Source organism: Pseudomonas granadensis (assembly GCF_900105485.1).
In the GTDB taxonomy this organism is placed as follows: domain Bacteria; phylum Pseudomonadota; class Gammaproteobacteria; order Pseudomonadales; family Pseudomonadaceae; genus Aquipseudomonas; species Aquipseudomonas granadensis.
The window spans coordinates 1,263,886-1,290,204 of the sequence record NZ_LT629778.1 but is presented as its reverse complement, the minus strand read 5'-3'; the positions used below and the strand labels follow the sequence as shown (position 1 = coordinate 1,290,204).

General features: G+C 60.8%; 15 protein-coding genes. 10 read left to right on the top strand and 5 right to left on the bottom strand.

The genetic code is table 11. The annotated features are described in order from the left end of the window. Window positions 1-95: 95 nt before the first annotated feature. Both BLU52_RS05695 and recQ read right to left on the bottom strand, forming a co-directional pair. A complete protein-coding gene (locus BLU52_RS05695; RefSeq protein WP_090282294.1) occupies window positions 96-530 on the bottom strand; it encodes a MarR family transcriptional regulator in 435 nt (144 codons plus the stop codon). Between the two features lie 312 nt (window positions 531-842). After that, the gene (recQ, locus tag BLU52_RS05690) at window positions 843-2,972 is read right to left on the bottom strand and encodes a DNA helicase RecQ (protein ID WP_090282293.1); all 2,130 of its coding nucleotides are present in this window, start codon (window positions 2,970-2,972) and stop codon (window positions 843-845) included. Window positions 2,973-3,359: 387 nt separating this feature from the next. On the opposite strand from recQ, the gene BLU52_RS05685 reads away from it, so the two are divergent. The 4 genes from BLU52_RS05685 (at window position 3,360) to BLU52_RS05670 (ending at window position 8,329) form a co-directional block, all read left to right on the top strand. Continuing rightward, on the top strand, window positions 3,360-3,947 hold the full coding sequence (locus BLU52_RS05685) for a UPF0149 family protein (protein WP_090282292.1): 588 nt from the start codon (window positions 3,360-3,362) through the stop codon (window positions 3,945-3,947). 10 nt (window positions 3,948-3,957) lie between these two features. Next, window positions 3,958-4,353 (top strand): YbaN family protein, encoded by a 396-nt coding sequence (locus BLU52_RS05680; protein ID WP_090282291.1) that lies wholly within the window; start codon window positions 3,958-3,960, stop codon window positions 4,351-4,353. A 139-nt stretch (window positions 4,354-4,492) separates the two neighbouring features. Beyond that, window positions 4,493-7,504, top strand: a complete 3,012-nt coding sequence (locus BLU52_RS05675) for an Ig-like domain-containing protein (protein ID WP_090282290.1) — start codon at window positions 4,493-4,495, stop codon at window positions 7,502-7,504. Between the two features lie 465 nt (window positions 7,505-7,969). After that, window positions 7,970-8,329 carry a DUF6124 family protein gene (locus BLU52_RS05670; RefSeq protein WP_090282289.1) on the top strand — a complete coding sequence of 120 codons (360 nt, stop codon included), beginning with the start codon at window positions 7,970-7,972 and terminating at the stop codon, window positions 8,327-8,329. A gap of 248 nt (window positions 8,330-8,577) precedes the next feature. Here the strand turns inward: BLU52_RS05670 and BLU52_RS05665 are convergent, their stop codons facing one another. After that, on the bottom strand, window positions 8,578-15,723 hold the full coding sequence (locus tag BLU52_RS05665; RefSeq protein ID WP_090282288.1) for a retention module-containing protein: 7,146 nt from the start codon (window positions 15,721-15,723) through the stop codon (window positions 8,578-8,580). A gap of 531 nt (window positions 15,724-16,254) precedes the next feature. Here BLU52_RS05665 and BLU52_RS05660 point away from each other — a divergent pair. From BLU52_RS05660 to BLU52_RS05650, 3 genes are all read left to right on the top strand, one after another. Next, on the top strand, window positions 16,255-17,613 hold the full coding sequence (locus tag BLU52_RS05660) for a TolC family outer membrane protein (RefSeq protein WP_090282287.1): 1,359 nt from the start codon (window positions 16,255-16,257) through the stop codon (window positions 17,611-17,613). Between the two features lie 182 nt (window positions 17,614-17,795). Next, a complete protein-coding gene (locus BLU52_RS05655; RefSeq protein ID WP_090282286.1) occupies window positions 17,796-19,955 on the top strand; it encodes a type I secretion system permease/ATPase in 2,160 nt (719 codons plus the stop codon). Window positions 19,956-19,964: 9 nt separating this feature from the next. Further along, entirely contained in the window at window positions 19,965-21,326 is a 1,362-nt protein-coding gene (locus tag BLU52_RS05650; RefSeq protein WP_090282285.1) for an HlyD family type I secretion periplasmic adaptor subunit, read from the top strand. A gap of 120 nt (window positions 21,327-21,446) precedes the next feature. Here the strand turns inward: BLU52_RS05650 and BLU52_RS05645 are convergent, their stop codons facing one another. Together BLU52_RS05645 and BLU52_RS05640 are read right to left on the bottom strand one after the other, a co-directional pair. Continuing rightward, entirely contained in the window at window positions 21,447-22,043 is a 597-nt protein-coding gene (locus BLU52_RS05645; protein WP_090282284.1) for a tRNA-uridine aminocarboxypropyltransferase, read from the bottom strand. Window positions 22,044-22,048: 5 nt separating this feature from the next. Then, window positions 22,049-22,942 (bottom strand): LysR family transcriptional regulator, encoded by an 894-nt coding sequence (locus tag BLU52_RS05640; protein WP_090282283.1) that lies wholly within the window; start codon window positions 22,940-22,942, stop codon window positions 22,049-22,051. Between the two features lie 395 nt (window positions 22,943-23,337). Between BLU52_RS05640 and speB the strand changes: the two genes are divergently transcribed. Genes speB through BLU52_RS05625 form a run of 3 tightly spaced genes read left to right on the top strand, consistent with a single transcriptional unit; the run spans window position 23,338 to window position 26,275 of the window. Further along, a complete protein-coding gene (speB, locus tag BLU52_RS05635) occupies window positions 23,338-24,288 on the top strand; it encodes an agmatinase (protein ID WP_039761035.1) in 951 nt (316 codons plus the stop codon). A 10-nt stretch (window positions 24,289-24,298) separates the two neighbouring features. Beyond that, window positions 24,299-24,721, top strand: a complete 423-nt coding sequence (locus BLU52_RS05630) for a YybH family protein (protein WP_090282282.1) — start codon at window positions 24,299-24,301, stop codon at window positions 24,719-24,721. A gap of 51 nt (window positions 24,722-24,772) precedes the next feature. Next, on the top strand, window positions 24,773-26,275 hold the full coding sequence (locus BLU52_RS05625) for a purine-cytosine permease family protein (protein ID WP_090282281.1): 1,503 nt from the start codon (window positions 24,773-24,775) through the stop codon (window positions 26,273-26,275). The last annotated feature ends 44 nt before the right edge of the window (window positions 26,276-26,319 follow it).

Genomic DNA, 26,319 nt, shown 5'->3' with positions numbered 1-26,319 from the left:
ATGCGTTCGCACATCCGGTACGAACACGATATTGCCCAGTAGTTCTTATAGTCGGCTCAGCGCGATCTCTCCAAGAATCGGCACGTGGATGTGCCTCAAGACTTTTCCAGGTTACCCAGAATGTGCGCGTGAACACGCATGCACACCTTCAGGTCCGCCTCGTCGACGCCATCGAACAACTCGCGTCGCAGTTGTGTGGCAATGGTTTCGATTTGTTCGATCAACGGCAGGGCCGGTGCGCAGAGGACGATTTTTTTCGCCCGGCGGTCTTCCATCACCGATTGACGTTGCACCAGGCCCTGGGTTTCCAGACTATCGAGCAAGCGCGCCAACGTCGGCCCTTCCACTCCGACGCTCTGCGCCAGCTCACGTTGGGTCGGTGCCTCTTCGAACCGTGCCAGGTGCAGCAGCACCAGCCAGCGCGCCTGGGACAGCCCCAGCCCGGCCAGTCGACGGTCAAGTTCGGCACGCCAGCCACGGGACATATGGGCCAGTTGCATGCCAAAGCGGTGTTGATCGGTTAACGGCATAAAACACTCACGGATAGACTGAAAATACGGAAAATCTAATTATTAGTCAGCTAAGCATGGGCGGCAGTTATAGGCAAGTGGCGGTCTGTACTGAATCGTTACAACTGCTTGAAGATCAAAAGCCCCTCACCCTAGCCCTCTCCCAGAGGGAGAGGGGACCGATACGGGGATGCTTCAGAAATTCGCCGATCTGGCAAAGCTTTGCTGAATCCATAATCGACTCGAGCGTTCAGGTCGATGTATGACGCCAGACACCGCGGTCGGCCCCCTCTCCCTCTGGGAGAGGGCTGGGGTGAGGGATGAGGGGCCTGATCACATCTCGAATTCAGACTGCAACGCCGCCCGCACGCAATAAAGCACACCTTCCGGAACCCGCCCGGCAAACAGCTCTGCCACCTCGGCAACCGACGGCAATTCGCCCTCCCCGTCAAGAAATGCGTCCTGCACCTCGCCCATCAATTCTTCAGGCAAATCCAGCGCCTGTTCGAGCGAGAGCTGCTGCTTGCCGATCGCTTCGGCGAGCATCGTGTAGACGTTCTTCTCCGAGCACTGCAACTGCCCGGCAATCTGCAATGGCGTCATGCCGGCGCGGGCCAGGGTGATCAGTTCGTGGCGTACGTCAGCGACCGGTTTCGGCGCCTCGGCCGCGCCGCCGAGCACTTCAAGGAAGGCATCGCCGTAGCGTTCCAGCTTGCGCGCGCCGACGCCGCTGACCCGAGCCATTTCCGCCAGCGAGGTCGGCTGGCTGCGAAGCATTTCCAGCAAGGTCGAATCGGGGAAGATGACGTACGGCGGCACGCCATGTTCTTCGGCCAGTTTGCGCCGCAGCGCGCGCAGGGCTTCCCACTGTTCGCGCTCTTCGCCGCGCACCAGTTGGCTGGCCGGGCTCTTGCTGGCGGTTTTGGCGGTGGCTTGCGGTTTGAGATCGCGACGCAGCTCCAGCGTCACTTCGCCCTTGAGCAACGGCCGGCAACTGTCGTTCAAGCGCAGACCGCCATAACCCTCGTGATCGACATCCGCCAGACCGCGCGCCACCAACTGGCGGTACAGCGAGCGCCAATCGCTCTCGCTCAGGGCCTTGCCAACCCCGTACACCGACAGATGCTGGTGACCGAAGCTGCGGACTTTCTCGTTGTCCTTGCCCAGCAGGACATCGACCAGATGCCCGACGCCGTAGCGCTGACCAGTGCGGAAAATCGCCGACAACGCCTGACGCGCCGGCTCGGTGGCGTCCCAGGTCTGCACGCCATCGACGCAGTTGTCGCAATGCCCGCACGGCTCGGGCATGTCTTCGTCGAAATAGGCCAGCAGGGTCTGACGCCGGCAGCGGGTTTCCTCGCACAGCGAGAGCATGGCGTCGAGCTTGTGCTGCTCCAGACGCTTGTGCCGTTCGTCGCCTTCGGAGTTCTGCAGTAGCTGCTTGAGCATCACCACGTCCTGCAGACCGTAGGCCATCCACGCATCCGCCGGCAAACCGTCACGGCCGCCGCGACCGGTTTCCTGGTAGTACGCCTCAAGGGATTTCGGCAGGTCGAGGTGCGCAACGAAACGCACGTTGGGCTTGTCGATGCCCATGCCGAACGCCACCGTGGCAACCATGATCAGGCCTTCCTCGTTGAGGAAGCGCTTCTGGTGATAGGCGCGCAGATCATTGGGCAGACCGGCGTGATACGGCAGCGCCGGGAAGCCCTGTTCGCTGAGGAATGCAGCAACTTCCTCAACTTTCTTGCGTGACAGGCAATAAACGATGCCGGCGTCGCTGCGCCGCTCGGCGAGGAACGCCAGCAACTGCTTGCGCGGCTGCTCCTTGGGTACGATGCGGTAAAAAATATTCGGACGGTCGAAGCTCGACAGGAAGCGCTCGGCGTTCTGCAGGTGCAGGCGATCGACAATTTCTTCGCGGGTGCGCTTGTCGGCGGTGGCCGTGAGGGCGATACGCGGAACGTTGGGAAACAGCTCCGCCAATTGACCCAGTTGCAGGTATTCGCGGCGGAAATCGTGGCCCCACTGCGACACGCAATGCGCTTCGTCGATGGCGAACAGGGCTATTTCCAGGCTTTGCAGGAACGCCAGCATGCGCGGCTGGACCAGACGCTCGGGCGCCAGATAGAGCATCTTCACTTCGCCGCGTTTGATCCGCGCCGCAAGATCGCGTTGCTGCTCGGCGCTCAGGGTCGAGTTCAGCGCAGCGGCCGCCACACCGAGTTCTTCGAGGGTGGCAACCTGATCGTCCATCAGCGCGATCAGCGGCGACACCACTACCGCCAGGCCATCGCGCAACAGCGCCGGCACCTGGAAGCACAGGGACTTGCCGCCACCGGTAGGCATCAGCACCAGCGCATCACCGCCGCTGGCCACACGCTCAATGATTGCACCCTGACGGCCACGGAAACTGTCGTAGCCGAAGATGTCCTTGAGGACGCGTTGAGCCTGTTCGAGCATAAAAACTCCAAAAATCTACCGGTACATCCCTGCTCAGGCTGGTTCAGAACAGCCGCAGCCGCTTAAACAAAAGGTAAGCAGCCGTTGCATGGCCAGCAAGATGCGGGCAGGGAGCGCAAAACGCGGCAGTATACCCGAGGCCTCTCCTGCGCAGGGTGCCGCTGATAAGACACTGCCCATTCAGCCATACATGGATCCTGCAGGAGTGAGCCTGCTCGCGATGACGGCGGCACATCCGGCAATAATGTGACTGATACACCGCTATCGCGAGCAGGCTCACTCCTGCGGGGATTTGTGTTGCTGGCGGCAAATCTGCCAGGCGGCTGGCTTGAGCGCGCAAGAAGGCCTAGAATTCCCGCATTGTTTATTCCCCAAGGTAGCCCCGTAATGTCCTTCGCTGAGCAACTGACCCGCCTGCAAGTCTTCCTCGACGCCGACGAGCTGCACGACGAGGCGCTGGATTATGTGGCCGCCCACGGTTACCTGACCGCGCTGTCGATCTGCTCCGAAGACGTGCCGGAGCGTGAATGGATCGACGCCCTGTTCGCTGAAGAGCCGCACTACAGCGACGAAGCCCAGCGTGCCGAAATCGAAGCCACGCTGATCGGCCTCAAAGCGCACATTGCTCGCCAACTGGCCTCGGATGAAGAATTCGAATTGCCTTGCGAACTGGATCTGGGCGAAGACCCGGACGATTCCGAACTGCGCGGCTGGTGCATCGGTTTCATGGAAGGCGTGTTCCTTCGTGAAGCCGCCTGGTTCGAAACCGCCGAGGAAGAAGTCAGCGAAATGCTCCTGCCGATCATGGTCGGTTCGGGTCTGTTCGACGAACAGCCGGAATTCGAAGACATCGCCAAGGACGCCAATCTGATGGACGACATGATCGTACAGATCCCGGAAGCCCTGACCGCGCTGTACCTGCTGTGCCAGGCACCAGACGAAAAACCGGCGATCCTCAAGCCACGTCACCACTAAGATCCGGCCTATGGACAGTCCCATAGGCAACCGCCCCCTGATGTTGCGCTACATCCTGCTGGCCGTCGGCTGGCTCAGCGTGGCATTGGGGGTGATCGGCATTTTCCTGCCGGTCCTGCCCACCACCCCTTTCCTCCTGCTCGCCGCGGCCTGCTTTGCGCGCAGCTCCCCGCGTTTCTATCAATGGCTGGTCGAGCACCCACGGCTCGGGCCATGGATTCGCGATTATCTTGACGGCAACGGCATTCCGCTCAAGGCCAAGGTCTACGCGATCGGTCTGATGTGGGCGAGCATTCTGTTTTCGTGCTATCTGGTGCCGTTGCTGTGGGCGCGCGGGTTCATGCTGACCAGTGCGGTGCTGGTGACGGTTTATATTTTGCGGCAGAAGACGTTGCGCAAAACGTGAATTATTACGGACCTGCCTCGCTACCGCCCATCTGAAACCGGCCCGCACCTGTCAGAGTTGACAGGTGCGCACTTCACCGCAGCATGGTTAATTCTTCCGTATCGGCGCTGACAGCGCCCACTGCGGAAGGTGTGCATTCATGAGCGACTCCCAGTACGTAATATTCCCCCCCGCTCCCCATTCCGGCATCGGAGTGCTGGCCGTCTATCCGCCGAACCCACTCGGATACAAGGAACAGGAAGACGGCAGCTTGGGCATCAACATCGCCATGGTCTATAGCGATACTGAGGGATTGTGGTGCTACCTCCCGGAGTATCTCGGCCAAGCCATCGGTGACCTCATCGAAGTATTCCTCGACACGCCCGACGTTCCTGCGCCTCTGCCTGTGGTGTCTTTCAAACTGACAGAGGACGATTTCGAGGCCGACGGACTGACGCCCAAGCCTGTAACGTTTTATATTCCAGCGGAGACTCTCGAGGAAAAATTTGCGCCTCTGACTGACCAAAGGCTGGACTTCTGGACCGAAGTCACGCGAAAGAGCGGAAACACATCGCTTCCATCGCCACACGCACAGCTCTGGTTCAAACACCCCGCACCGGGCGAGGCGGATATTGACGGTGGCAAGCCTTTCAATCAGGGTCTGAAGTTACCGACCCCCTCGGTAACTACTGTCCATGCCGGAACCATCAAGGCTGGCATGTTCGTCACAGTCGCCAGCTATTTCAATCAACGAGCTGGTGACAAGGCCTATCTGGCTTTCGGCCCTCTGCAGCTGGAACAGACCGTGTCTAACCCCTCGGCCGCCATCATATTCAAACTTTCTCCTACGCAGCTCGAATCATTAAAAACCGTCGTTACTAATCAACTGGTGGTGCGTTGGTCGGTGAGCGACGTCGTTCATAACAATAGTCGCTGGTCGGATTCGGTCGTACTCCCGTTTTTGCCGGACGTTGCCCTATACGCCAGGCCGAGGTTTGAAAAGGCTGACAAGAACAACGTCTTGCATTATGAAGATTTAACGGGAGCTCCGGCAAGAATCCGAGTCATCGGAGAGTTCGATACAGGCGACGTGATCAAGCTCACCGTAACAGGTTTCACCCTATCCTGTGAGCAGGTCGAACACACCGAAAGCAGGACAATTGCAGCATTCTCTCAGATTGAATATTTCGAACTGGAGAACGAGCGGGTCCGCAATGTTATCGGAGGTAACCTGCAAGCCAGGTACACCGTAAACGGCTCAGAGCCGTCCGTCCCCGATGATGTGACGGTTTCTGGCGAATCCCTGTCACTAGGAGCACCGGAGGTCACCCCACTGGTGGAAGGTGAACTGGCGGTCGATACTGCCAAAGCCTTTGTAAAAGTCGCGAGTTTCTGGCCCTTGAAACAAGGCGCAGAAGTCAAGCTGCACTGGCAGACCACAGACATCAACGGCAAACTGGTTCGGTTTACCTGGGGACAAATTGTAACCGATCCAACAAAAACCATCGTTTTCGAGGTTGCGAGCGAATTCATCAAGCCCTACGCCAGCGCGAATCTGGCGGTGCAGGCCAGCATTACCAATCCCGGCGAAAAGGAAGTCGTTTCTAATGTTGCGCAGTTGAAGATCGGCGATCCCAAGGAGCTTGTTCTCACGCCTCCCATGCTCGTATCGCCTTTCACTAATCCTGTCGATCCCCTTGCGGCACTGCCGAGCATGCGGGTGGAATATCTCGATGCCAAGACGGAAAAAGTCCGTCTGGTGTGCACACCCCTGCCCATCGGCTTTGATCGTTTCCCGCTGGTAGAGCTGGATTCGGCCAAACAAGCCACCTTTCTGCTGGACAGACAGCTGATAACCGCCCTTCACGGCGAAACCGTGCGATTCAAATTCAACTTGAATCAGGACGGCGAGAAAATCGGCTCATCTGCGGAAACGCCGATTTCCTTCAAGTTGATCGCAGATCAGGACCCCAGGTTTCCGAGGCCGCGGATCATTGGCTTTGACGACGGAATACTGGACGTAAAAAAACTGACCAGCACAGACAAACTGGTGGTCAACCATTGGCATGGACAGCGGCCCACACAGAGCCTGACGCTGGTGCTGATCGGCGTCGACGTCAACGACAATGCTGTTCGTTACGTCATGATCAATGCGGAGGCGAGCGTGACCAGCGCCGGGTTAATACGGGAGCTGTCGACGCGGACGCTGGAAGTATTGAGGAATCTCAAAAACGGCACTACGGCAACATTGATATTTTCTGTGCGTCTGGGGTTGCGTGGCAAACCGGTGGAATTTCCCCACCAGATATATCAGATCGAATCTCTGGTTGAGCTGCAGCCGGTCATTACCCTCATCAAGGACTCGCAGAACCGCGAGATTCCGCATAGCGACCAGACGGTTGACCCCAATGTCACGGTTGAAGGGACTGCTAGCACGGAGCAGCAGGTTGAAGTGCTGGTGGATGGCAAGCCGGTAGAGACGTTGACCACAGACAAGGACGGGAAATTCTCAGTGCTATTGAAGGGGCTCGTTGTCGATGCACTGACAGTCGTGCAGATTCGAGCACTCTATGGCGACCGCCTGCTCTCGCCTTTACGCTCGTTCACGCTGCGCAAAGCGCTGCAAGTCAACAACAGCGCCATGGCCCTGCATGGAGCGAGGGTTTATGCGTGGGCCCACAGTGCGGACTTTGCAGGCAACACTCAAATCCGTGCTGCTGTTCCGTCTACCGGCGTCCCCCCGATCACTTACAGAAGCAGTAATCCGAGCGTGGCCTTCGTTGACGGCAACGGAAAAGTTACCGGTTTGCGTAACGGCAATACCTACATCACCGTGCAAGACAGGTTCAGCTCATTTTCATACAACGTTGATGTCCGGAATATTTATCGACTGGACATTTACGGAGGTGCAGTGACACATCACGGCGCAGTGAACTGGATGAACAGCGTTTATGGTTCGGTTCCTTTGACCCGTTTCTTTAATGCCATGTACCCGGTCTATGGCAATGACTACTACTGGCCGTTATCTGCTGGATGGATACTATGGATGTGCGACAGCGCTGCATGTGGGTATAACCAGGGGGGTTACTACGTCTGGCGAGGCGGCGGACATCTCTGCCGTAACGACTTGAGCATCGGTAATTGGCCTTGGTGCCTCAGACCGGTCAATTGAGACTGTGCTAGCGCTGGCTAACGCGGCCAGTTCCTGGCCCCTTCGCGAGCAGGCTCGCTCCCACATGAGTTGACCGCGTTCCCCTGTGGAGCGAGTTTGCTCGCGAAGAGGCCATCAGATTCGGCACAAATTTCTTGATTTAAACGAAGCCGTTTAAAAGACACCTGCAGATACGGTCTCAAGGCTACAAATCCTTGCGCCATTGCCTACAGCCAAGCCAGAATCCGCCGGCTTGTGCGCTTTGGGGTCGGGTTCTATTGTGGTGCGGTCGCTGAATGTTCAGTGATCGGGTTTAGCAGCCCGGCAATTTCAAGGCACGCGGTCCCGCCATTACGTTATGGCGGCTTTGCGTGGGGCACTTCGGTGCGCCGGGTTCTAGAGTCCTGGTCTGCTAACCCGCGTACAGCCGCCACCTCCTTCGTTAGCAGCGAACAGTGGCAGCTTCACTACTCTAGAGGCTTCACCATGATCAAACCAACCCCCAACCCACCCGCAACCGACCCCACCTCCCCCTACGAATCCCTCGACTCCACCAAACTCCACGACGCCGCCGACCGCGCCCTCGATCACTACCTCTGCCCGCCCGGCTCCCCGCCGCCTCCGCGTAAAAAACGCACGATGTACGCCGTGACCGCCGATTTCAAAAACGAGGAACTGCTGGCCAACGCCTGCGAAACTCTCGCCTCGGCCAGAACCATCGCCAATGATTTCGCCAATCTCATACCGGCGTCGCAACGCAGAACGCTACTGGGTATCGCGCAACTGATCATGCTTGGCGAGCTGGCGATGAATCGGGTGCTGGATAATCTGGAGTTGCCGCAGTAGCGCCACCGATGATCGTTCCCACGCTCTGCGTGGGAACGATCAAGCGTGGGAACGATCAATCGGCAGCTGTTGGATCGGTGCCAGTTCTGGCCTCTTCGCGAGCAGGCTCGCTCCCACCGTTAGACCGCGATCCACTGTGTGCGAGCCTGCTCGCGAAGACTGACGCATGAGCAATGCAGCACGCTCAGGCAGAAAAAAACCGCCGACCCGATAACCGGGACGGCGGTTTTTTTCGTTTCAGACGGCGCTTACACCGTATCCACCTTCAACGAATGATCATTCAACATCCCGCTGATGATCGTCGCCGTGTCGTGCCCGCCAGCCACCATGCCGCCCGCCCCCGGCGTCACGCCGTAGTGGCTGGCAAGGTTGACGCCGGCCAGATCAATCGTCTGGTTCGGCATCGCGCCGGCCATGGCGCTGACGTCGATGCTGGTCATCACCGAGGCGCCGCTGCCGCTGACGGTGAAGTGCAGATAGTCGTCCAGCGAGGCGGTGCTGGCGTTTTCGCCTTGCAGCAGTTGCGACAAATCGAGCTTGTCGGTGCCTGGGGTGAAGTCGGTGATCAGGTCGTGGCCGCTGTTGCCCTTGAGCCACTGGAAGGCGTCGGCGCCAGGGCCGCCGGTCAGGGTGTTGTTGCCCAGGCCGCCGATCAGCAGGTCGTCACCACCGCCACCGTTCAAGGTGTCGTTGCCGAGGCCGCCGTTGATCACGTTGCTGTTGTTGTCGCCGGTGAGGCTGTCGTTGAAGTTCGAGCCGAGCAGGTTTTCGATGCCGGTCAGGGTATCGCTGCCGGCGCCCAGAGTGTTCTGCGCGCCGAGCAGGCCGAGGTTGACGGTGACGCCGGCCGTTGCGTGAGCGTAGCTGGCGGTATCAATGCCAGTGCCGCCGTCGAGCAGGTCATTGCCCGCGCCGCTGTAGAGCAAGTCATTACCGGCGCCGCCGTGCAGCTCGTTGTTGCCTGAGCCTGCGGTGAGCACATCGTTGCCGTCGCCGGCGTTGATGACGTTATTGCCAGTACCGGCCACCAGTACGTCGTCCCCGGCGGTGCCGGTGAGGATGTGGCCGTCCTGATAACTGATGCTGACGTTGGCCGTGTCGCTGCCGCCGTGGTTGTCGCTGGCGGTGTAGGTGCCGTGATAATCCGCCGTAACGTCATGGGCGCCTGCGTAGTTCAACGTCATGGTCAGTTGATAGCTTTCCGCCCCGTTCGGGTTGCCGTTACCCGTGGCGTTGGCGATGTTGATGATGTGAATCTGGTACACGCCATCGGCTGACGCTGTGAGGGTTTGCCCGTCATTCAGGGCAATCCAGGCACCGCCATTGAGCGAGTACTCCATGCTGATCCGACCGGGATCGAGGTTGTGATCCAGGTTGAGGGTTTCGCCCTGGCGCAGGTTGACGGTGATGCGGTCCTCGTCGTTGGCGTTGCTGTTGCTCACCGAGCCGAGATACCCCGTGACAACGAGCACGGCGGTCATGGTCGCGGCAGTGGCATTGAACGCGTTGCGTACGTTGGCAAGACTTTGGTTGGCGGCGTTGTTGTTCGGGTTATTGAAAAGGATCGCGCCCGAGCCGGTGAAGTCCGCCGCTTTTGAAATCCAGCCGGTGTTGAAACTGGTCGGCGTGGCGTTGAGGGTGTCGCCGTCGGGATCGGTGTCGTTGGCGAGCAACAGTTCGCCCGGCACCACGATGTTGCCCGACAGCACGTTGGTGATGACGTGATCGTCCATCGCCACGGGTGGCGCGTTGGGGATCACTTTGACGGTCAGCGTCGAGCTGGCGAGGTCGCCGTCGTTGTCGCTGACGGTGAAGCCGATGTTCTCGGTGATGACCACAGCGGTGGTTTTCTGCGAGGTGTAGGTGTACTCGCCGGTGTCGAGGTTGATCAGCAAGGTGCCGCTGTTGTGGGTGGCGATGCTCAAGGTGTTGTTGGCGGTGTTGAAGGTGCCGTGATTGGCGCCGCCGCTCGCGGTCAACGAGCCCTGGCCGCCGAGGGCTTTCGGATCGTAGGTGCAGGTGGTGCCGTCGACCACGATGGACTTGATGAAACCGCCATCGGCGCCGAACGATCCGCCCTCGCCGAGCAGCGAGCCGGTGACCGGGGCGCCCTGCACCGTGCCGGACAATACCGAGTTGAGCTGATTGAGGTCGGTAACCACCACCGCATTGGTGTCGGTGTGGCTGATGCCGTCATAGGCCAGCGGGTCGAGGTTGGCGTTGCTCACGCCGCTGCCCAGGCCGATCGCGTAGTTCTTGATGTTGTTGGCATCGAGGAAGTTTTTCAGCGCTGTTTCGTCGGCCGTACCGATGTCGCCCTCGTTGGGTTTGCCATCGGAGAAGAAGTAACCGACGTTCTGCGCTCCGGTGAGTTTGCCCGAGGTGTTGAACGCGCTCTGCATCACCGCCACCGCGGCGTCGTAGTTGGTGCCGCCGCCGGCGTTGAGCCCGGCGAGCAGGGTTTTTGCCGTGGCGACGTCGACCCACACCGAGGTGCGATCGGTGGCGCCGCTGCTGAAAGTGACGAGCTGCACTTTCACATCGCCGAGGTCGTCGTATTTTTCGAGCAAGGCGCTGACGGCCTGCTTGGCCAGATCCAGTCGCGACAGACCAGGTACGCCAGAGGGGTCGGCCATGCTCCCGGAAATATCGAGGACGATGAGAACGTTGGAGTCGATTTCCACCGCCGCCACCGAGCGATCCGATGCCACGGCTTTGGGCACGTCGTCGACGATGTTGACCACCAGTGTGCTGGTGGTGCTGTTGCCCAGCGCATCGGTGGCTTGGTAGGTGAAGGTTTCGCTCAGGGTATTCGGCCCGTCGTTGGCGTTCGGCGTGGTTTTCGGCGCCGAGGTCAGCGTGTAGGTGTAGGTGCCGTCGGCGTTGAGCTGAATCTGCCCGTAGCTGCCGGTGGCGCTGCCGACCAGGGTATACGTGATCGCGCCCGTTCCGCCGGAGACTGCCCCCACCAGCGTGCCGGTCGCGGTTTCGCCGCTGCTGGCTGGATCGCTACCGGTCACCGTGCCGGGCGCCAGATCCTGGCCATCCTTGGTCAGGTCGAGGGCTTTTTCATAGACCGTCACGTCAGCATCGCTGGCGGCTATCAGGCAGCTGTCGTGCACGTCGATGGTGATGGTGGTGGTGCTTTCGTCGCCGTCGGCATCGCGTACGGTGTAGGTGAACACATCCACCGCGCCCGGGCCGTTCACCACGTTGGGATTGCTGTGATAGACGGCGTTGCCGTTGGCGTCGAGGGTCAGGTAGCCGTAGGTGCCATTGATCTGCGAATTCAAACCGCCGATGGCAGAGGAGGAAGTATCGGCGCCGGCACGCACGCCAACCACCGCGCCGCTGATCGCCGGACCGTCAGCACCGCCCACATCGTTGCTGAGGACATTGCCACTGACGGTGTCGCCCTCCGCAACCGAAGCCGCATCCGGGTTGGCCGCCGGCAGATCGTCGACGATGTTGACGTTGATCTGGCCGCTCGCGCTGCTGCCGTCGGTATCGGTAGCGACAACGGCGAAGTTCTCGGTGAGGCGGTTGGCGCCGTTGGCATTCGGATGCGTTTCGTTATCGACCAGGGTGTAGCTGTAACTCACGACACCGGTGGCCGGGTTGTAACCGGTGACGGTGAAGGTGCTGCCCAGTGGCGAAACCACCGATTGCGGGAAGCCGGCGGCGACTCCGTTGGTCACCACGGCGATGCCACCGACGGTCAGGGTTTGCAGGCCATCGAGGGCCGTGACCGTGAAGGTGCCGCTCTGGGTCAGAGCCGGTGTGTCTGGACTGCTGCCATCGCTGAGGTTTCGCTCGTAGACGGTGAGTTCGCCGCCCTTCACATCGAGGCCATCGAGGCAGATCGGGTCGTCGTTGTTATGGATGTTCAGCACCAGATTGGCCGTGCTGGTGTCGCCGTCGGCGTCGGTCAGTGTGTAGGTGAAGGTCTCACTGCCGTTGCCACCGCCGCCGAGGTTTTTGAAGTCCGTATCGTTGGTGTTGAGCGTATAGGTGTAGGTGCCGTTGGCGTTGAGCACCAGCGTGCCGTAAGTACCGGTGAAGGTGCCGGGGGTGATCGGTCCGGCATTCGGTCCGGTCGCCACCACGTCGGCGCCTTGCACATCATTGATCAGCACATTGCCGGTGAGGCTCAGCTGGTTTTCCGAAGCGGTGTTGGCGTTGCTGTCATTCAGTGCTTTCGGCACGTCGTCGACAACGCTGATCACAATCGTGCTGGTGACGATGTTGCCCAGTGAATCAGTGGCCTGATAGGTGAAGGTTTCCGTCAGGGTGTTGGCACCGTCGTCGGCGTGTGGCGTGGTGCTCGCCGGCGAAGTCAGCGTGTAGGTGTAGGTGCCGTTGGGGTTGAGCTGAATCTGCCCGTAGTTGCCGCTGGCGCTGCCGACCAGCGCATAGCTGATCGCGCCGACCGCGCCGGTGACCGAACCGACCAGCGTGCCGGACGCGGTTTCGCCGTTGTTGCCCGGGTCGCTGCCGACCACACTGCCCGCCGCCAGATCCTGGCCGTCCTTGTTCAGATCGAGGGCTTTTTCATAGACGCTGACATCGCTGTCGCTGACCGCTTTCAGGCAACTGTTATAGACATCGATGGTGATGGTGGTGGTGCTTTCATCGCCGTCAGCATCACGCACGGTGTAAGTGAACACGTCCACCGCGCCCGGGCCGTTCACGGTGTTGGGATTGCTGTGATAAACCGCATTGCCGTTGGCGTCGAGGGTCAGGTAGCCGTAAGTGCCATTGATCTGCGAATTGAGGCCGCCGATGGCTGATGTGGACGTGTCGGCACCGGCGCGCACGCCGACGACCGCACCCGTGACCGCCGGGCCGTCCGCGCCGCCGACGTCGTTGTTCAGCACGTTGCCGCTGACCGTGCCGCCCTCCTTCACCGACGCAGCGTCGGCGTACGCGCTCGGCAAGTCGTCGACGATGTTGACGTTGATCTGGCCGCTGGCCGTGCTGCCGTCGGTGTCGGTGGCCACGACATTGAAGTTCTCGGTAATGCTGTTCGCACCGTTGGCGTTCGGATGAGCTTCGTTGTCGACCAGGGTGTAGCTGTAGCTGACCACGCCGGTGGCCGGGTTGTAACCGGTGATGGTCAACGTGCTGCCGAGCGGCGTGACGATCGATTGTGGAAAGCCTGCGGCGACGCCACCGGTCACCACGTTGATGCCGCCCACGGTCAGGGTTTGCAGGCCATCCAGCGCGGAGACGGTGAAGGTGCCGCTCTGGGTCAGGGCCGGTGTATCGGGACTGGTGCCGTCGCTGAGGTTTTTCTCGTAGACGGTGAGTTCGCCACCGTTGACGTCGAGGCCGTTGATGATCACCGGATCGTCATTGTTGTGGATCTGCAAGACGAGGTTGGCGGTGCTGGTATCGCCGTCGGCATCGGTGATCGTGTAGGCGAAGGTTTCTGTGCCATTGCCGCCGCCGGTCAGCGCCTTGAAATCGGCGTCGCTGGTGTTGAGCGTGTAGGTGTAGGTGCCATCGGCGTTCAGCACGAGCGTGCCGTAAGTGCCGGTGAAGGTGCCGGGCGTAACCGGCCCGGTCGGCACGCGGTCGGCGCCTTGCACGTCGTTGGTCAGGACGTTGCCGGTCAGCGTCAGTTGGGTTTCCGAGGCAGTGCCTTTGTTGTCGTCGAACGCCTTGGGCACATCGTCGGTGATGTTGACATCGAGGGTGCCGGTGGCAGTGGTGCCGTTGTCATCGACTACGGTCACGGCGAACTGCTCAGGCAGGTTGTTGGTGCCGTTGGCGTTCGGGTGTGCTTCGTTGTCGACCAGGGTGTAGCTGTAACTGACCACGCCGGTCGTAGCGTTGAAACCGGTAATGGTCAGCGTGCTGCCCAGCGGCGTGGTGATCGATTGCGGGAAACCTGCGGCCACGCCGTTAGTGACCACAGCAATGCCACCGACAGTCAGCGTGGTGACGCCGTCGAGTGCGGTGATGGTGAAGGTGCCGCTTTGGGTCAGCGCACCGTCATTTGGGGCGCTGCCGTCGCTGAGGTTGCTTTCGTTGACCGTCAGTTCACCGCCCTCGACGTTCAGGCCGTTGATGATCACCGGATCGTCGTTGTTGTGAATCTGCAGAATGAGGTTCGCCGTGCTGGTATCGCCGTCGGCATCGGTGATGGTGTAGGCGAAGGATTCGGTGCCGTTGCCACCACCGTGCAGGTTTTTGAAGTCCGTATCGTTGGTGTTGAGGGTGTAGGTATAAGTGCCGTTGGCATTGAGCACCAGGGTGCCGTAAGTACCGGTGAAGGTGCCGGGCGTAACCGGGCCGGTCGGTACGCGGTCGGCGCCTTGTACGTCATTGGTCAGCACATTGCCGGTCAGGGTCAGTAGGGTTTCCGAGGCAGTGCCGTTGTTGTCGTCGAACGCCTTGGGCACGTCGTCGGTGATGTTGACGTCGAGGGTGCCAGTGGCCGTGTCGCCATTGCTGTCGCCAGCAATCACGGTGAATTGTTCGCTGAGGGTATTCGCGCCGTCACCGGCCGAATGGGTTTCGTTGCCGGTGAGGGTGTAGCTGTAGCTGACCACGCCAGTCGCCGGGTTGTAACCGGTGATGGTCAGGGTGTTGCTCAGTTGCGAAGTGATCGATTGCGGGAAGCCGACCGCCACGCCGCCAACAATGATGTTGATGCCACCGATGCTCAGGCTGGTCAGACCATCGGGGGCGGAAATGCTGAACGTGCCGCTTTGGGTCAGCGCGCCGTTGTTACTGGCCGAGCCATTGGGCAGATTGGCTTCGTTGACCGACAGTTCGCCGCCCTGCACGGCCAGGCCGGTCAGCGTCACCGGGTTGTTCACCGGTGGCGGTGGCGCAATGATCGGCGCGGGCGCGTCATCGCCATTGTCATTGTCGTTGTCCGCGTCGCGGCGATAGTCGGGAAACTCGGGGATGCCGTTGAAACCGGCGGTGGGGAAACCGATGATCGGGTCGACCCGGCCGCCGACTTCGCTCAGCAGCACAAAACTGTGGCCGCCGCCCAGTTCACCGGTATTGCCGCTGGGCGCGTTGGGCCCGGCAGCGGTGGCTTCGGCGCTTTGGCTAGGGTCGTCACCGGCAGCAATGGCTTTCTGGATTTGCTCGACATCGGTCAACTGCGCCTGGCTCGGGGTCTGCGCTTCGTCAACATTCACCGGCACCGCCTGATCGGCCAGCAGTTGCCCGGTCATGTTAATGCTGCTGCCGCGGCCGAGGGTCAATTGCTCGCCGTTCTGCAGTTTCACCGCCACCGCGCCTTCCGCGCCAGTGATCAATTGATCGCCGGCATACAAACGATCGCCTTCGAACAGCGGCCGTTTGATGCCGTCGCCCGCCTGAGCGAATACTTGACCGATGATTTTTGTGACCGTACCGATGAGCGTTGCCATGTGAAATCCTCCGCTGCCGACCACCGTCGGCACTGGTTCGCGAAGCAGCCCATGGCTCAATCGGGTTGCCGGGGGCGACGCTCGCACCCTCGACAGTTCGTTTCGCGGGTGCCTCGCCGGAAAACCTCAGCGCATTCAAGCACTTCGGCACCCTGTTCAAGGCAATACACCCACTAGCGCTACGTAACGGTGGTGAACCACCTGAGTGACAAAAATCTGTCGCTCATCGACCGTTACGCGTCCCTCCCCTTCAGCAGTACTTCGCCGTCTAAAGCAAAGTGAATGGAACTTTCCTCAAGCCCTTTTGAGCTCCCTAAAGCGCATAAAACAAAGGCTTTCGAGCTGAACAATGTGCTGCTTTTGAAAAACCGCATAAGTTTTTTTTGGCATAAGCCTTATGAAAATTTTTTCTTAGCTACGCTTCAGGATGTTCTTAGCTCTGATGTTACAAGAGTGAGACGCCGACACCTTAAAATATCGTCAAATATTTGGCGACAGTAACACACCATCAGGACTTACGGAGATGCACCCATGCGCGTACTAACCCCCCTCTGCAGCGCGGTTTTGCTGGCCATGGCTTGCACTTCTCAAGCCCACGCCATGAATCTGACTGAAGCCATTCAAAGCACCATTGCCACTCACCCGGAACTGGCGTCGCGCGTGGATGCGCGCCTGTCGGCAGATGAACAAGTCAAAGTCGCCAAGGGCGGTTTCTATCCATCCGTCGACCTGAACGCCGCTTACGGACGCGGCTATAGCGACAACACCAACACTCGCGCCTTCGGCAATCACAACACCGAAATCCTCAATTACACCCAGTCCGAACTGCGGCTGCGGCAGATGATCTTTGACGGCTTCAACACCGCCAACGAGGTCGAGCGCACCAAAGGCGTGTCGAATTCACGCGCCTATTACGCGCAAGGCACCGCGCAGGATCTGGCCCTGCGCACCATTGAGGTCTATCTGGAAGTGCTCAAGCGTCGCGAACTGGTGACGCTTGCGAAGAACAACCTGCAGGCGCACTTGCGCGTCAACGACCAGATCGGCCTGCGCACCGAGCGTGGCGTGGGCAGCACGGCAGACTCCGATCAATCGGTAGCGCGTAAGGCGCTGGCGCAAAACAACCTCGATACCGCCGAAGTGGATCTGGCCGACGCCGAATCGAACTTCTACAGCGTGGTCGGGCGCATGCCCGATGAGCTGGAAACGCCGGCCTCAACCCGCGGCGAACTGCCGACCCAATTGCGCGAAGCCCAGCAGAGCATGGTTGATAACAACCCGTACCTGAAATCGGCACAGGCTGACGTGCAGTCGGCCGAAAGCCAATACGAAGTAGCGAAGTCGCCGTTCTACCCACGCTTCGACGCCGAAGCCGCGGTGGGCGCGAACAACAACGTGCAAGGCGACGAAGGTCACGACAACGAATGGCGTGTCGGCGTGGTGATGAACTACAACCTGTTCCGCGGCGGCAGCGACAAGGCGCGCCTGGCGGCCAACGCCCACGACATCAACCAGGCGATGGACATCCGCAACAACGCCCTGCGCCAGCTCAACGAAAATATTCGTCTGGCCTGGAACGCCATGGAAAACGCGAAGAAACAAACCCCGACCGCGCGCGAGTACGCCGAAACCACCAAACGCGTACGCGCCGCCTATCAGGATCAGTTCGGCCTCGGCCAACGCACCCTGCTCGACCTGCTCGACAGCGAAAACGAGCTGTACAACGCCAACCGTCGCTACACCGAAATTCGTTACACCGAGGAATACTCGATGTACCGCGTGTTGGCGAACATGGGCCAGTTGCTGAGCAAGCAACGAGTGGTGCTGCCAGCCGATGCGATTGCCGCGACCGAGGTGAAAAACCAGGCGCGCTTGCCTGAGTTGAAGTAACCCATACAGGCGCCGTGGACACTGATCGTTCCCACGCTCTGCGTGGGAATGCCTCCAGGGACGCTCCGCGTCCAGTGACGCGGAGCGTCACGGGGCTGCATTCCCGCGCGGGAGCGTGAGAACGATCCGACGCTCTGAAGACGTCGTTCACCTCGCATCACCGTTCAACAGAGGCAATCAATATGACCCGCATGGAAACCGGCGCCGCCGGCATCGATCCGCGTTTGAGCTTCGATGATCCGTTACTCGACGGTCTGCTGATCCTCTGCAAACTGCACGGTGCGACGGTCAGCCGCGCCAGCCTGAGCGCCGGGTTGCCGCTGAACAAACAACGCCTGAGCCTGGATCTGCTGCCCCGCGCTGCCGCCCGCGCCGGGTTGCAGGCGCGTCTGCTGCGCCGTGACCTGAAAGATATTTCGTCGCTGAACCTGCCGATCCTGCTGCTGCTCAACGACGGCCGCACGGCGGTGCTGTGGCGTTTTGGCGACGACGGCAAAGCGTTGCTGTTGCCCAGTGAAGCCGACGGCGGCGAGCAATGGGTCAGCCGCGACGAACTCGCCGAACATTACAGCGGCCAGGCCTTGTTCGCCCGTCCGCGGCACGAACTCGAAGACCTGCGCGCGCCGCTGGTGCCGCGGGTGCAGGCATGGTTTCGCGACACCTTGAAGCTGTCGAAATGGCTGTACAGCGACGCGATTCTCGCCAGTTTTTTGATCAACCTGCTGGGCCTGATGGTGCCGCTGTTCGTCATGCAAACCTATGATCGCGTGGTACCGAACCAGGCCACGTCGACCTTATGGGTGCTGTCGATCGGCCTGTTGATCGGCACCGGGTTCGAACTGGTTCTGCGCGTGGTGCGTGCACATTTACTCGATACCGCCGGGAAGAAAACCGATGTGATTTTGTCCGCAACTTTGTTCGAACGCATCACTGGCATGTCGATGAAGGCGCGGCCAGCGACCATCGGCGGGTTCGCACAAAGCATTCATGATTTTCAGGGGCTGCGCGAATTCCTCACCGCCGTGACCTTGACCAGCCTGATCGACCTGCCGTTCGTGGTGTTGATGCTGGCGGTGATCGGCCTGCTCGGTGGCTGGCTGGTGGTGATTCCGCTGCTGGCGTTTCCGCTCACCATCATTTTCGCCATGATCATTCAGGCCAAACTGCGCGACACCGTGCAAAAGAGCCTGAGCCTCGGCGCCGAACGCCAGGCGCTGCTGATCGAAACCCTCGGCGGCCTGGAAACCCTCAAGGCCTGCAGCGCCGAAAGCGAGCGCCAGCACCAATGGGAAAGCACCCACGGCGCCCTCACCCGCCTCGACAGCCACGCGCGCAACCTCTCGGCGCTGGCGACCAACGGCACCTTGTTCATTCAGCAGTTCTCGGGGATGGCGACGATTGTCGCCGGGGTCTACAGCATCATTGCCGGTAACCTCAGCGTCGGTGCGCTGGTCGCCACCTACATGCTGGGCAGCCGGGTACTCGCACCGTTAGGGCAGATCGCCGGGCTGATCACCCGCTATCAGCAAGCGCAACTGACGATGAAAAGCACCGATGCGCTGATGGCCCTGCCGCAGGAACGCGACGGCAAGCAACGGCCGCTGGAACGCACGCAACTGCAAGGCGCGCTGGACGTCAGCGGCGTGACCTTCCATTACAACGGCCAGAACGCGCCGGCGCTGAGCAACGTCAGTTTCAGTCTCAAGCCCGGCGAACGGGTCGGCATCATTGGCCGCAGCGGCTCAGGCAAAAGCACCCTGGCGCGACTGGTGATGGGTTTTTACGAGCCCGAAGAAGGCCAGTTGCTGCTCGATGGCCTCGACCTGCGCCAGCTCGATGTCGCCGACCTGCGCCAACAGATCGGCTACGTCGCCCACGACCTGCCGCTGCTGGCCGGCAGCCTGCGCGACAATCTCACCCTCGGCGCACGCTACATCAGCGACGCGCGCATGCTTGAAGTGGCCGAGCTGACTGGCGTCACCGAACTGGCCCGCCAGCACCCGCAAGGCTTCGACCGGCCGGTGGGCGAACGCGGACAATTGCTCTCCGGCGGCCAGCGCCAGGCGGTGCTGCTGGCACGCTCGTTGTTGCTCGATCCGCCGATCATGCTGCTCGACGAACCCACCAGCGCCATGGACAACAGCAGTGAAGACCAGCTTCGGCTGAAACTGCATCAATGGGTGCAGGGCAAAACCCTGTTGCTGGTCACCCACCGTACTTCGATGTTGAGCCTGGTCGATCGCTTGCTGGTGCTGGATAACGGCCGGGTCGTCGCTGACGGCCCGAAAGAAGCGGTCATCGATGCACTGCGCAAGGGCCGTGTCGGCTCGGCGGCGGTCTAGGAGTTGCCCATGTCTGCTTCCACCGATAGCAAGGATCGCGGCTACTTCGACAGCTTCGGCAAAAGCGCCGAGGCCGACTTCATGCCGGAAACCGCCGGCGCCTCGTTGCAGGATTCGCCGCGCAAATCGCGGATTACCGTGTGGCTGGCGGCGGCGCTGCTGATCAGCGCGGTGGTCTGGGCCAAATTCGCCGTGCTCGAAGAAGTCACCATGGGCGAAGGCAAGGCGATTCCGTCGAGCAAGGTCCAGGTGATCCAGAACCTCGAAGGTGGCATCGTCACCGAGATTTTCGTTCGTGAAGGCCAGATGGTCGGCAAGGGCGATACCCTGCTGCGGCTGGATGACACGCGCTTTCGCTCGAACAAGGGCGAAAGCGAGGCCGACCGCTACGCGCTGACTGCGCAAGTCGAACGCCTGTCCGCCGAGGCCGAGGGCCGGCCGTTCAAACTCTCCGCGGAGGTGATTGCCAAGGCGCCGCAAGTCGCCGAAGACGAGCGCTCGCTGTACGAACAACGCCAGCGCCGCCTCGCCAGCGAGCAGCGTACCTTGAGCGAACAGCTGCGGCAGAAAACCCAGGAGCTGGCGGAGTTTCGTTCCAAGCAGGGCCAGTTCAGTTCCAGCCTGGCCTTGCTGCAGCAAGAGATGAACATGTCCGAACCGCTGGTGAAAACCGGGGCCGTGTCACCGGTGGAAATTCTCCGCCTCAGACGCAGTGCCGTGGAAATTCGCGGCTCGCTGAACGCCACCACGCTGGCGATTCCCCGCGCCGAATCGGCGATCGCCGAGATCCGCAGCAAGATCGACGAATCGGAGCAGACCTTCCGCTCCGAGGCCGCCAAAGAGCTCAACGAGAAACGCACCGATCTGTCGAAAATCACCGCCACCAGCATCGCCATCGACGACCGCGTCACCCGCACCACGGTGACTTCGCCAGTGCGCGGGGTGATCAAGCAGATGAAGGTCAACACCATTGGTGGCGTGGTCCAGCCGGGCAGCGACATGGTCGAAATCGTGCCGCTGGAAGACAACCTGCTGATCGAGGCCAAAGTGCGGCCGCAGGATGTGGCGTTCCTGCATCCGGGCCAGAAAGCCATGGTCAAGTTCAGTGCCTATGACTACACGATCTACGGCGGCCTGAGCGCCAGACTCGAGCTGATCGGCGCCGACACGATCACTGACGACAAGGGCAACAGCTTCTATTTGATCCAGGTGCGTACCGATAAGAACCATCTGGGCGGTGATGTGAAACCGCTGCTGATCATTCCGGGAATGGTGGCGACGGTGGACATCATCACCGGCGAAAAAAGCGTACTGGATTACCTGCTCAAACCGGTACTGAAAGCGCGGACCGAGGCGATGCGCGAAAGGTAGATGTGGTCGAAACTGCGTTGACGGTGCAACAGCTATCGCGAGCAGGCTCACTCCTACATTTGGAACGCGTTTCAAGTGTAGGAGTGAGCCTGCTCGCGATAGCGCCAGTCCAATCACCGCCTATTTATCGCCATGGTTCTTGTGAAAGGTCTCCTCCCCCATCGCCGCAATCTGCCCTTCGATCAACGCTTCAAACGGCTTGAGCAACGGTTCGAACGAAACCGGCGCTTCCAGGGTCTGCAACGCCTGCACAATCGCCTCGATAGTCGACAATGCCCCCGGCCCCGGCGCCTTGCGCAATCGATAACGCGACACGCCGCCCTCTGCCAGCGTCACCCGTGGCAACGCCGCCAGCAGTGGATTGAGGTGCAACATCTTGCGTGCCTTGCGCCAGGTACCGTCCGGCACGACCAGCAACAACGGTTCGTCAGTCGGCTCGTAAGCCTGCATCGGCTGCGCATCATCAGCCGGGAATAACAGCCGCGCCCGATAGCCCGGGCGGTTCAACAATGTCGGCAAATCGTCGAACACTTCACCAACGATCAACTCGGCATTGATCAGGCCCAACGCGGCTAGCCGCGCGGTATTCAACGCATGATTGACCTCGCTCGGATGCTGCAACAGCAACACCCGGGTGCGGCTGTCGAGGCTGGGGATCAGCGGGCACAGGCAGTGGGTTTGAGGGCGCAGGCAGCGCGGGCACCGTGGTCGGGACATGAGGGTTACGCCTGATTCAACTGGGCTTTGAGCAAATCGCGGAAGGTCTGGATCAACGGCTCGCGACTGCGACCGCGGCGCATGATCATCGAAAACGGCGCCTGATAGCCGAACGTGGCCGGCAGCAACACGCGCAAGTCGCCCTTGTCGGCCCAGGCCTGGGCGTAGTGTTCCGGCAAATAACCGATGTAGGCGCCGGAGAGCACCAGAATCAGCTGCGCTTCCATGCTTTCCACGGTGGCGGCGCTGTGTTTGAAACCATGCCGGGCCAGTTCGGCCTGGCTCCAGTAACCGCGCCCGACCATGCGCTGCTGGGTGATGACCTGCTCGGGAATGCGCCGTTCGTTGAACAGCGGATGGCGACTGCTGCAATACAACCAGTGTTGCTCGCGGTACAGCGGCATGTAGACCAGCCCGCTCATGCGCGTGGAGAACGCGCCGATGGCCAGGTCGAGGCGGTTGTCCTGCACGCCGAGTTGCAATTCATACGGGCTCATCACCGACAAATGCAAATGCACCGCCGGGTGCTCCTGGCTGTAGGCGCCGATGGCTTCGGCAAAGGGCAAGGCCTTGTCGCTGACGGTGGAGTCGATCACCCCAAGATTGAGGGTGCCACGCAATTCGCCTTTGAGCGCGGCGGCGTATTGCTCGAAGCCCTCGAGCTCGCCGAGCAGGCGCAACGTTTCCTGATGAAACAGCTCGCCCTTGCTGGTCAGGCTGAACCCGCCACGCCCACGATGGCACAGCACCAGGCCGAGCGCCGCTTCGAGCTGGCTCATGTAGGTGCTGATCGCCGAGGTCGACAGGTTGAGTTCCTGCTGCGCGTTGGCAAAACCCTGATGGCGCACGACGCTGACGAAGATGCGCAAGAGTTTCAGGTCGGGTAAAGCGTTGGCCATTGGTACTCCGGGCGTAAGAAATGTGTCGCCTGTCGAATTCCCCTCACCCCAGCCCTCTCCCGGAGGGAGAGGGAGCTGATCTCCATGGTTTTCAAATCCTGAGTTCGACTCGATTTTTCAGGTCGATGCACATTCCGCCAACAACTCGGTCGGCCCCCTATCCCTCCGGGTGAGGGCTGGGGTGAGGGCAACAATCTTCAGCCCTACACTTCATTCGAACCCGCCAAAGTCTAATCCCACCACCTCCATTAGTTTAGAAAAATCTGAACTAAGTTTTTGCCCGTAGCGATTCTTCCCCGCCACTACATTTCGCATCATCGCCCCCACAGCGGCGTCCGAACCCGTATTTATCGGCGCGCCGACATAAATAAAACAAAGACGATGAGGCCCTACCCGTGGACAAGATTCTTCACCAACCACTGGGCGGCAACGAAATGCCGCGCTTCGGCGGCATCGCCACCATGCTCCGACTCCCCCACGTACCGACCGCTGCCGGTCTCGACGCGGCCTTCGTTGGCGTGCCGCTGGACATCGGCACTTCGCTGCGCCCCGGCACTCGTTTCGGGCCGCGCGACATCCGCACCGAATCGGTAATGATCCGCCCGTACAACATGGCCACCGGTGCTGCGCCGTTCGATTCGCTGTCGGTTGCCGACATCGGTGACGTGGCGATCAACACCTTCAACCTGCTCGACGCCGTGCGCATCATCGAAGAAGCCTACGACAACATCCTCGAGCACAACGTCATCCCGATGACTCTGGGTGGCGACCACACCATCACCCTGCCGATCCTGCGTGCGATTCACAAGAAGCACGGCAAGGTCGGCCTGGTGCATATCGATGCCCACGCCGATGTGAACGATCACATGTTCGGCGAGAAAATCGCCCACGGCACGACTTTCCGCCGCGCCGTAGAGGAAGGTTTGCTCGACTGCGACCGTGTGGTGCAGATCGGTTTGCGCGCGCAGGGTTACACCGCGGATGACTTCAACTGGAGCCGCGATCAGGGTTTCCGCGTGGTGCAGGCCGAAGAGTGCTGGCACAAGTCGCTGGCACCACTGATGGCCGAAGTGCGCGAGAAAGTCGGCGGCGGCCCGGTGTACCTGAGTTTCGATATCGACGGCATCGACCCGGCCTGGGCGCCTGGCACCGGCACCCCGGAAATCGGCGGTCTGACCACCATTCAGGCAATCGAGATCATCCGCGGCTGCCAGGGCCTCGACCTGATCGGTTGCGATCTGGTAGAAGTCTCGCCCGCTTATGACACCACCGGCAACACCTCGCTGCTGGCCGCCAACCTGCTGTACGAAATGCTCTGCGTACTGCCTGGCGTGGTCCATCGCTGAGGGTCGGGTCATGAACGAACGTGATCAGGTTCTGCACGCGGCCGCCGAATTGGTCGCCGCGTTCGCTCGCAACGACCGCGAAGCCTACTTCGGTGCGTTCAGCGCCGACGCGAGTTTCGTGTTTTACACCCTCGAACAGCCACTGCTGTCGCGCGACGCCTGGCAGGCGTTGTGGGACCGCTGGCGTCACGAGGATGGCTTCGAGGTGCTGTCGTGCACCTCGAGCAATGCCTTCGTCAGCCTGCAGGGTGACGTGGCGGTTTTCATTCATGACGTGGCCACCGAGCTGCGCATGCAAGGGGAGCAACACTTCAGCCAGGAGCGCGAGACGATTATTTTCAAAAAACAAGCGTCGAGCCTAGAACAACAAGGCCTATGGCTGGCCTGTCACGAACATTTGTCCGCAATGCCGGAAGGGCTGCCATCCCCTTAGCCAATGGTGACGCTCACGCACGATGAGCGCGCCTGATGATCGGAGCAGATCATGAATAACAACAACAACGAAAAAAGCCTTAGCAGCATTGAAACCAACGGGGTCGAACAGATCCCGGATCATGAGCGCGACGCCCGACCCAGCGACCTGTTTCGCTTGATCTTCGGCGGCGCCAATACCTTTGCCACGGCGGTGCTGGGCAGTTTTCCGGTGCTGTTCGGTCTGTCGTTTCAGGCCGGCGTCTGGGCGATTGTCCTGGGTGTAGTGGTGGGTGCGCTGATTCTCGCGCCGATGGGCCTGTTCGGCCCGCTCAACGGCACTAACAACGCCGTGTCTTCCGGTGCGCACTTCGGCGTGCACGGGCGGATCGTCGGTTCCTTCTTGTCATTGCTGACCGCAATCGCGTTCTTCTCACTGTCGGTGTGGAGTTCGGGTGACGCGCTGGTCGGCGGCGCCAAACGCCTGCTCGATCTGCCGGAAACCGACCTGACCCTGGGCCTGGCCTACGGTTTGTTCGCGTTGCTGGTGCTGACCGTGTGCATCTACGGCTTCCGCTTCATGTTGTGGGTCAACCGCATTGCGGTGTGGGCCGCGAGCCTGTTGTTCCTGCTCGGGATCTTTGCCTTTGCGCCGGCGTTCGACAGCCAGTACGCCGGCAGCGTCGCGCTCGGTCAGGCCGGTTTCTGGGCGGCGTTCATTGGCGCGGCGCTGGTGGCGATGAGCAACCCGATTTCCTTCGGTGCGTTCCTCGGCGACTGGTCACGCTACATCCCACGGGCAACACCGAAGGGCCAGATCATGCTGGCGGTGATCGCGGCGCAACTGGCGACGCTGATTCCGTTCCTGTTCGGCCTTGCCACCGCGACCATCGTGGCGATCAAGGCCCCGGACTACATCGCTGCGAACAACTATGTCGGCGGCTTGCTGGCGGTATCGCCGAGCTGGTTCTTCCTGCCGGTGTGCCTGATCGCGGTGATCGGCGGCATGTCCACCGGCACCACCTCGCTGTATGGCACCGGGCTGGACATGTCCAGCGTGTTCCCGCGTGTGCTGTCACGGGTCAAGGCGACGTTGCTGATCGGCGTGCTGTCGATTGCCTTCATCTTCATCGGTCGTTTTGCCGCCAACCTGGTGCAGAGCGTGTCGACCTTCGCCGTGCTGATCATCACCTGCACCACGCCCTGGATGGTGATCATGATCATCGGCCTGGTGGTGCGTCGCGGCTTCTACTGCCCGGATGACCTGCAAGTGTTCACCCGTGGCGAACAGGGCGGGCGCTACTGGTTCAGCCACGGCTGGAACTGGCGGGGTCTGGGTGCGTGGATCCCGAGCGCGGCGGTCGGCCTGTGCTTCGTCAACCTGCCGGGGCAATTCGTCGGCCCGCTCGGTGAACTGGCGGGCGGCATCGACATCAGCCTGCCGGTGACCCTGGGCCTGGCGTTGGTGGTGTACCTGACACTGCTCAAGCTGTTCCCGGAACCGCGCGAAGTGTTCGGGCCGACCGATGTGCGCCGGGAAGCTGCAATAAAACCTCAACTGCGTCAGGCCGCCTGACACCGATCCCCGGTGGGAGCGAGCTTGCCCGCGATGACTGCGGC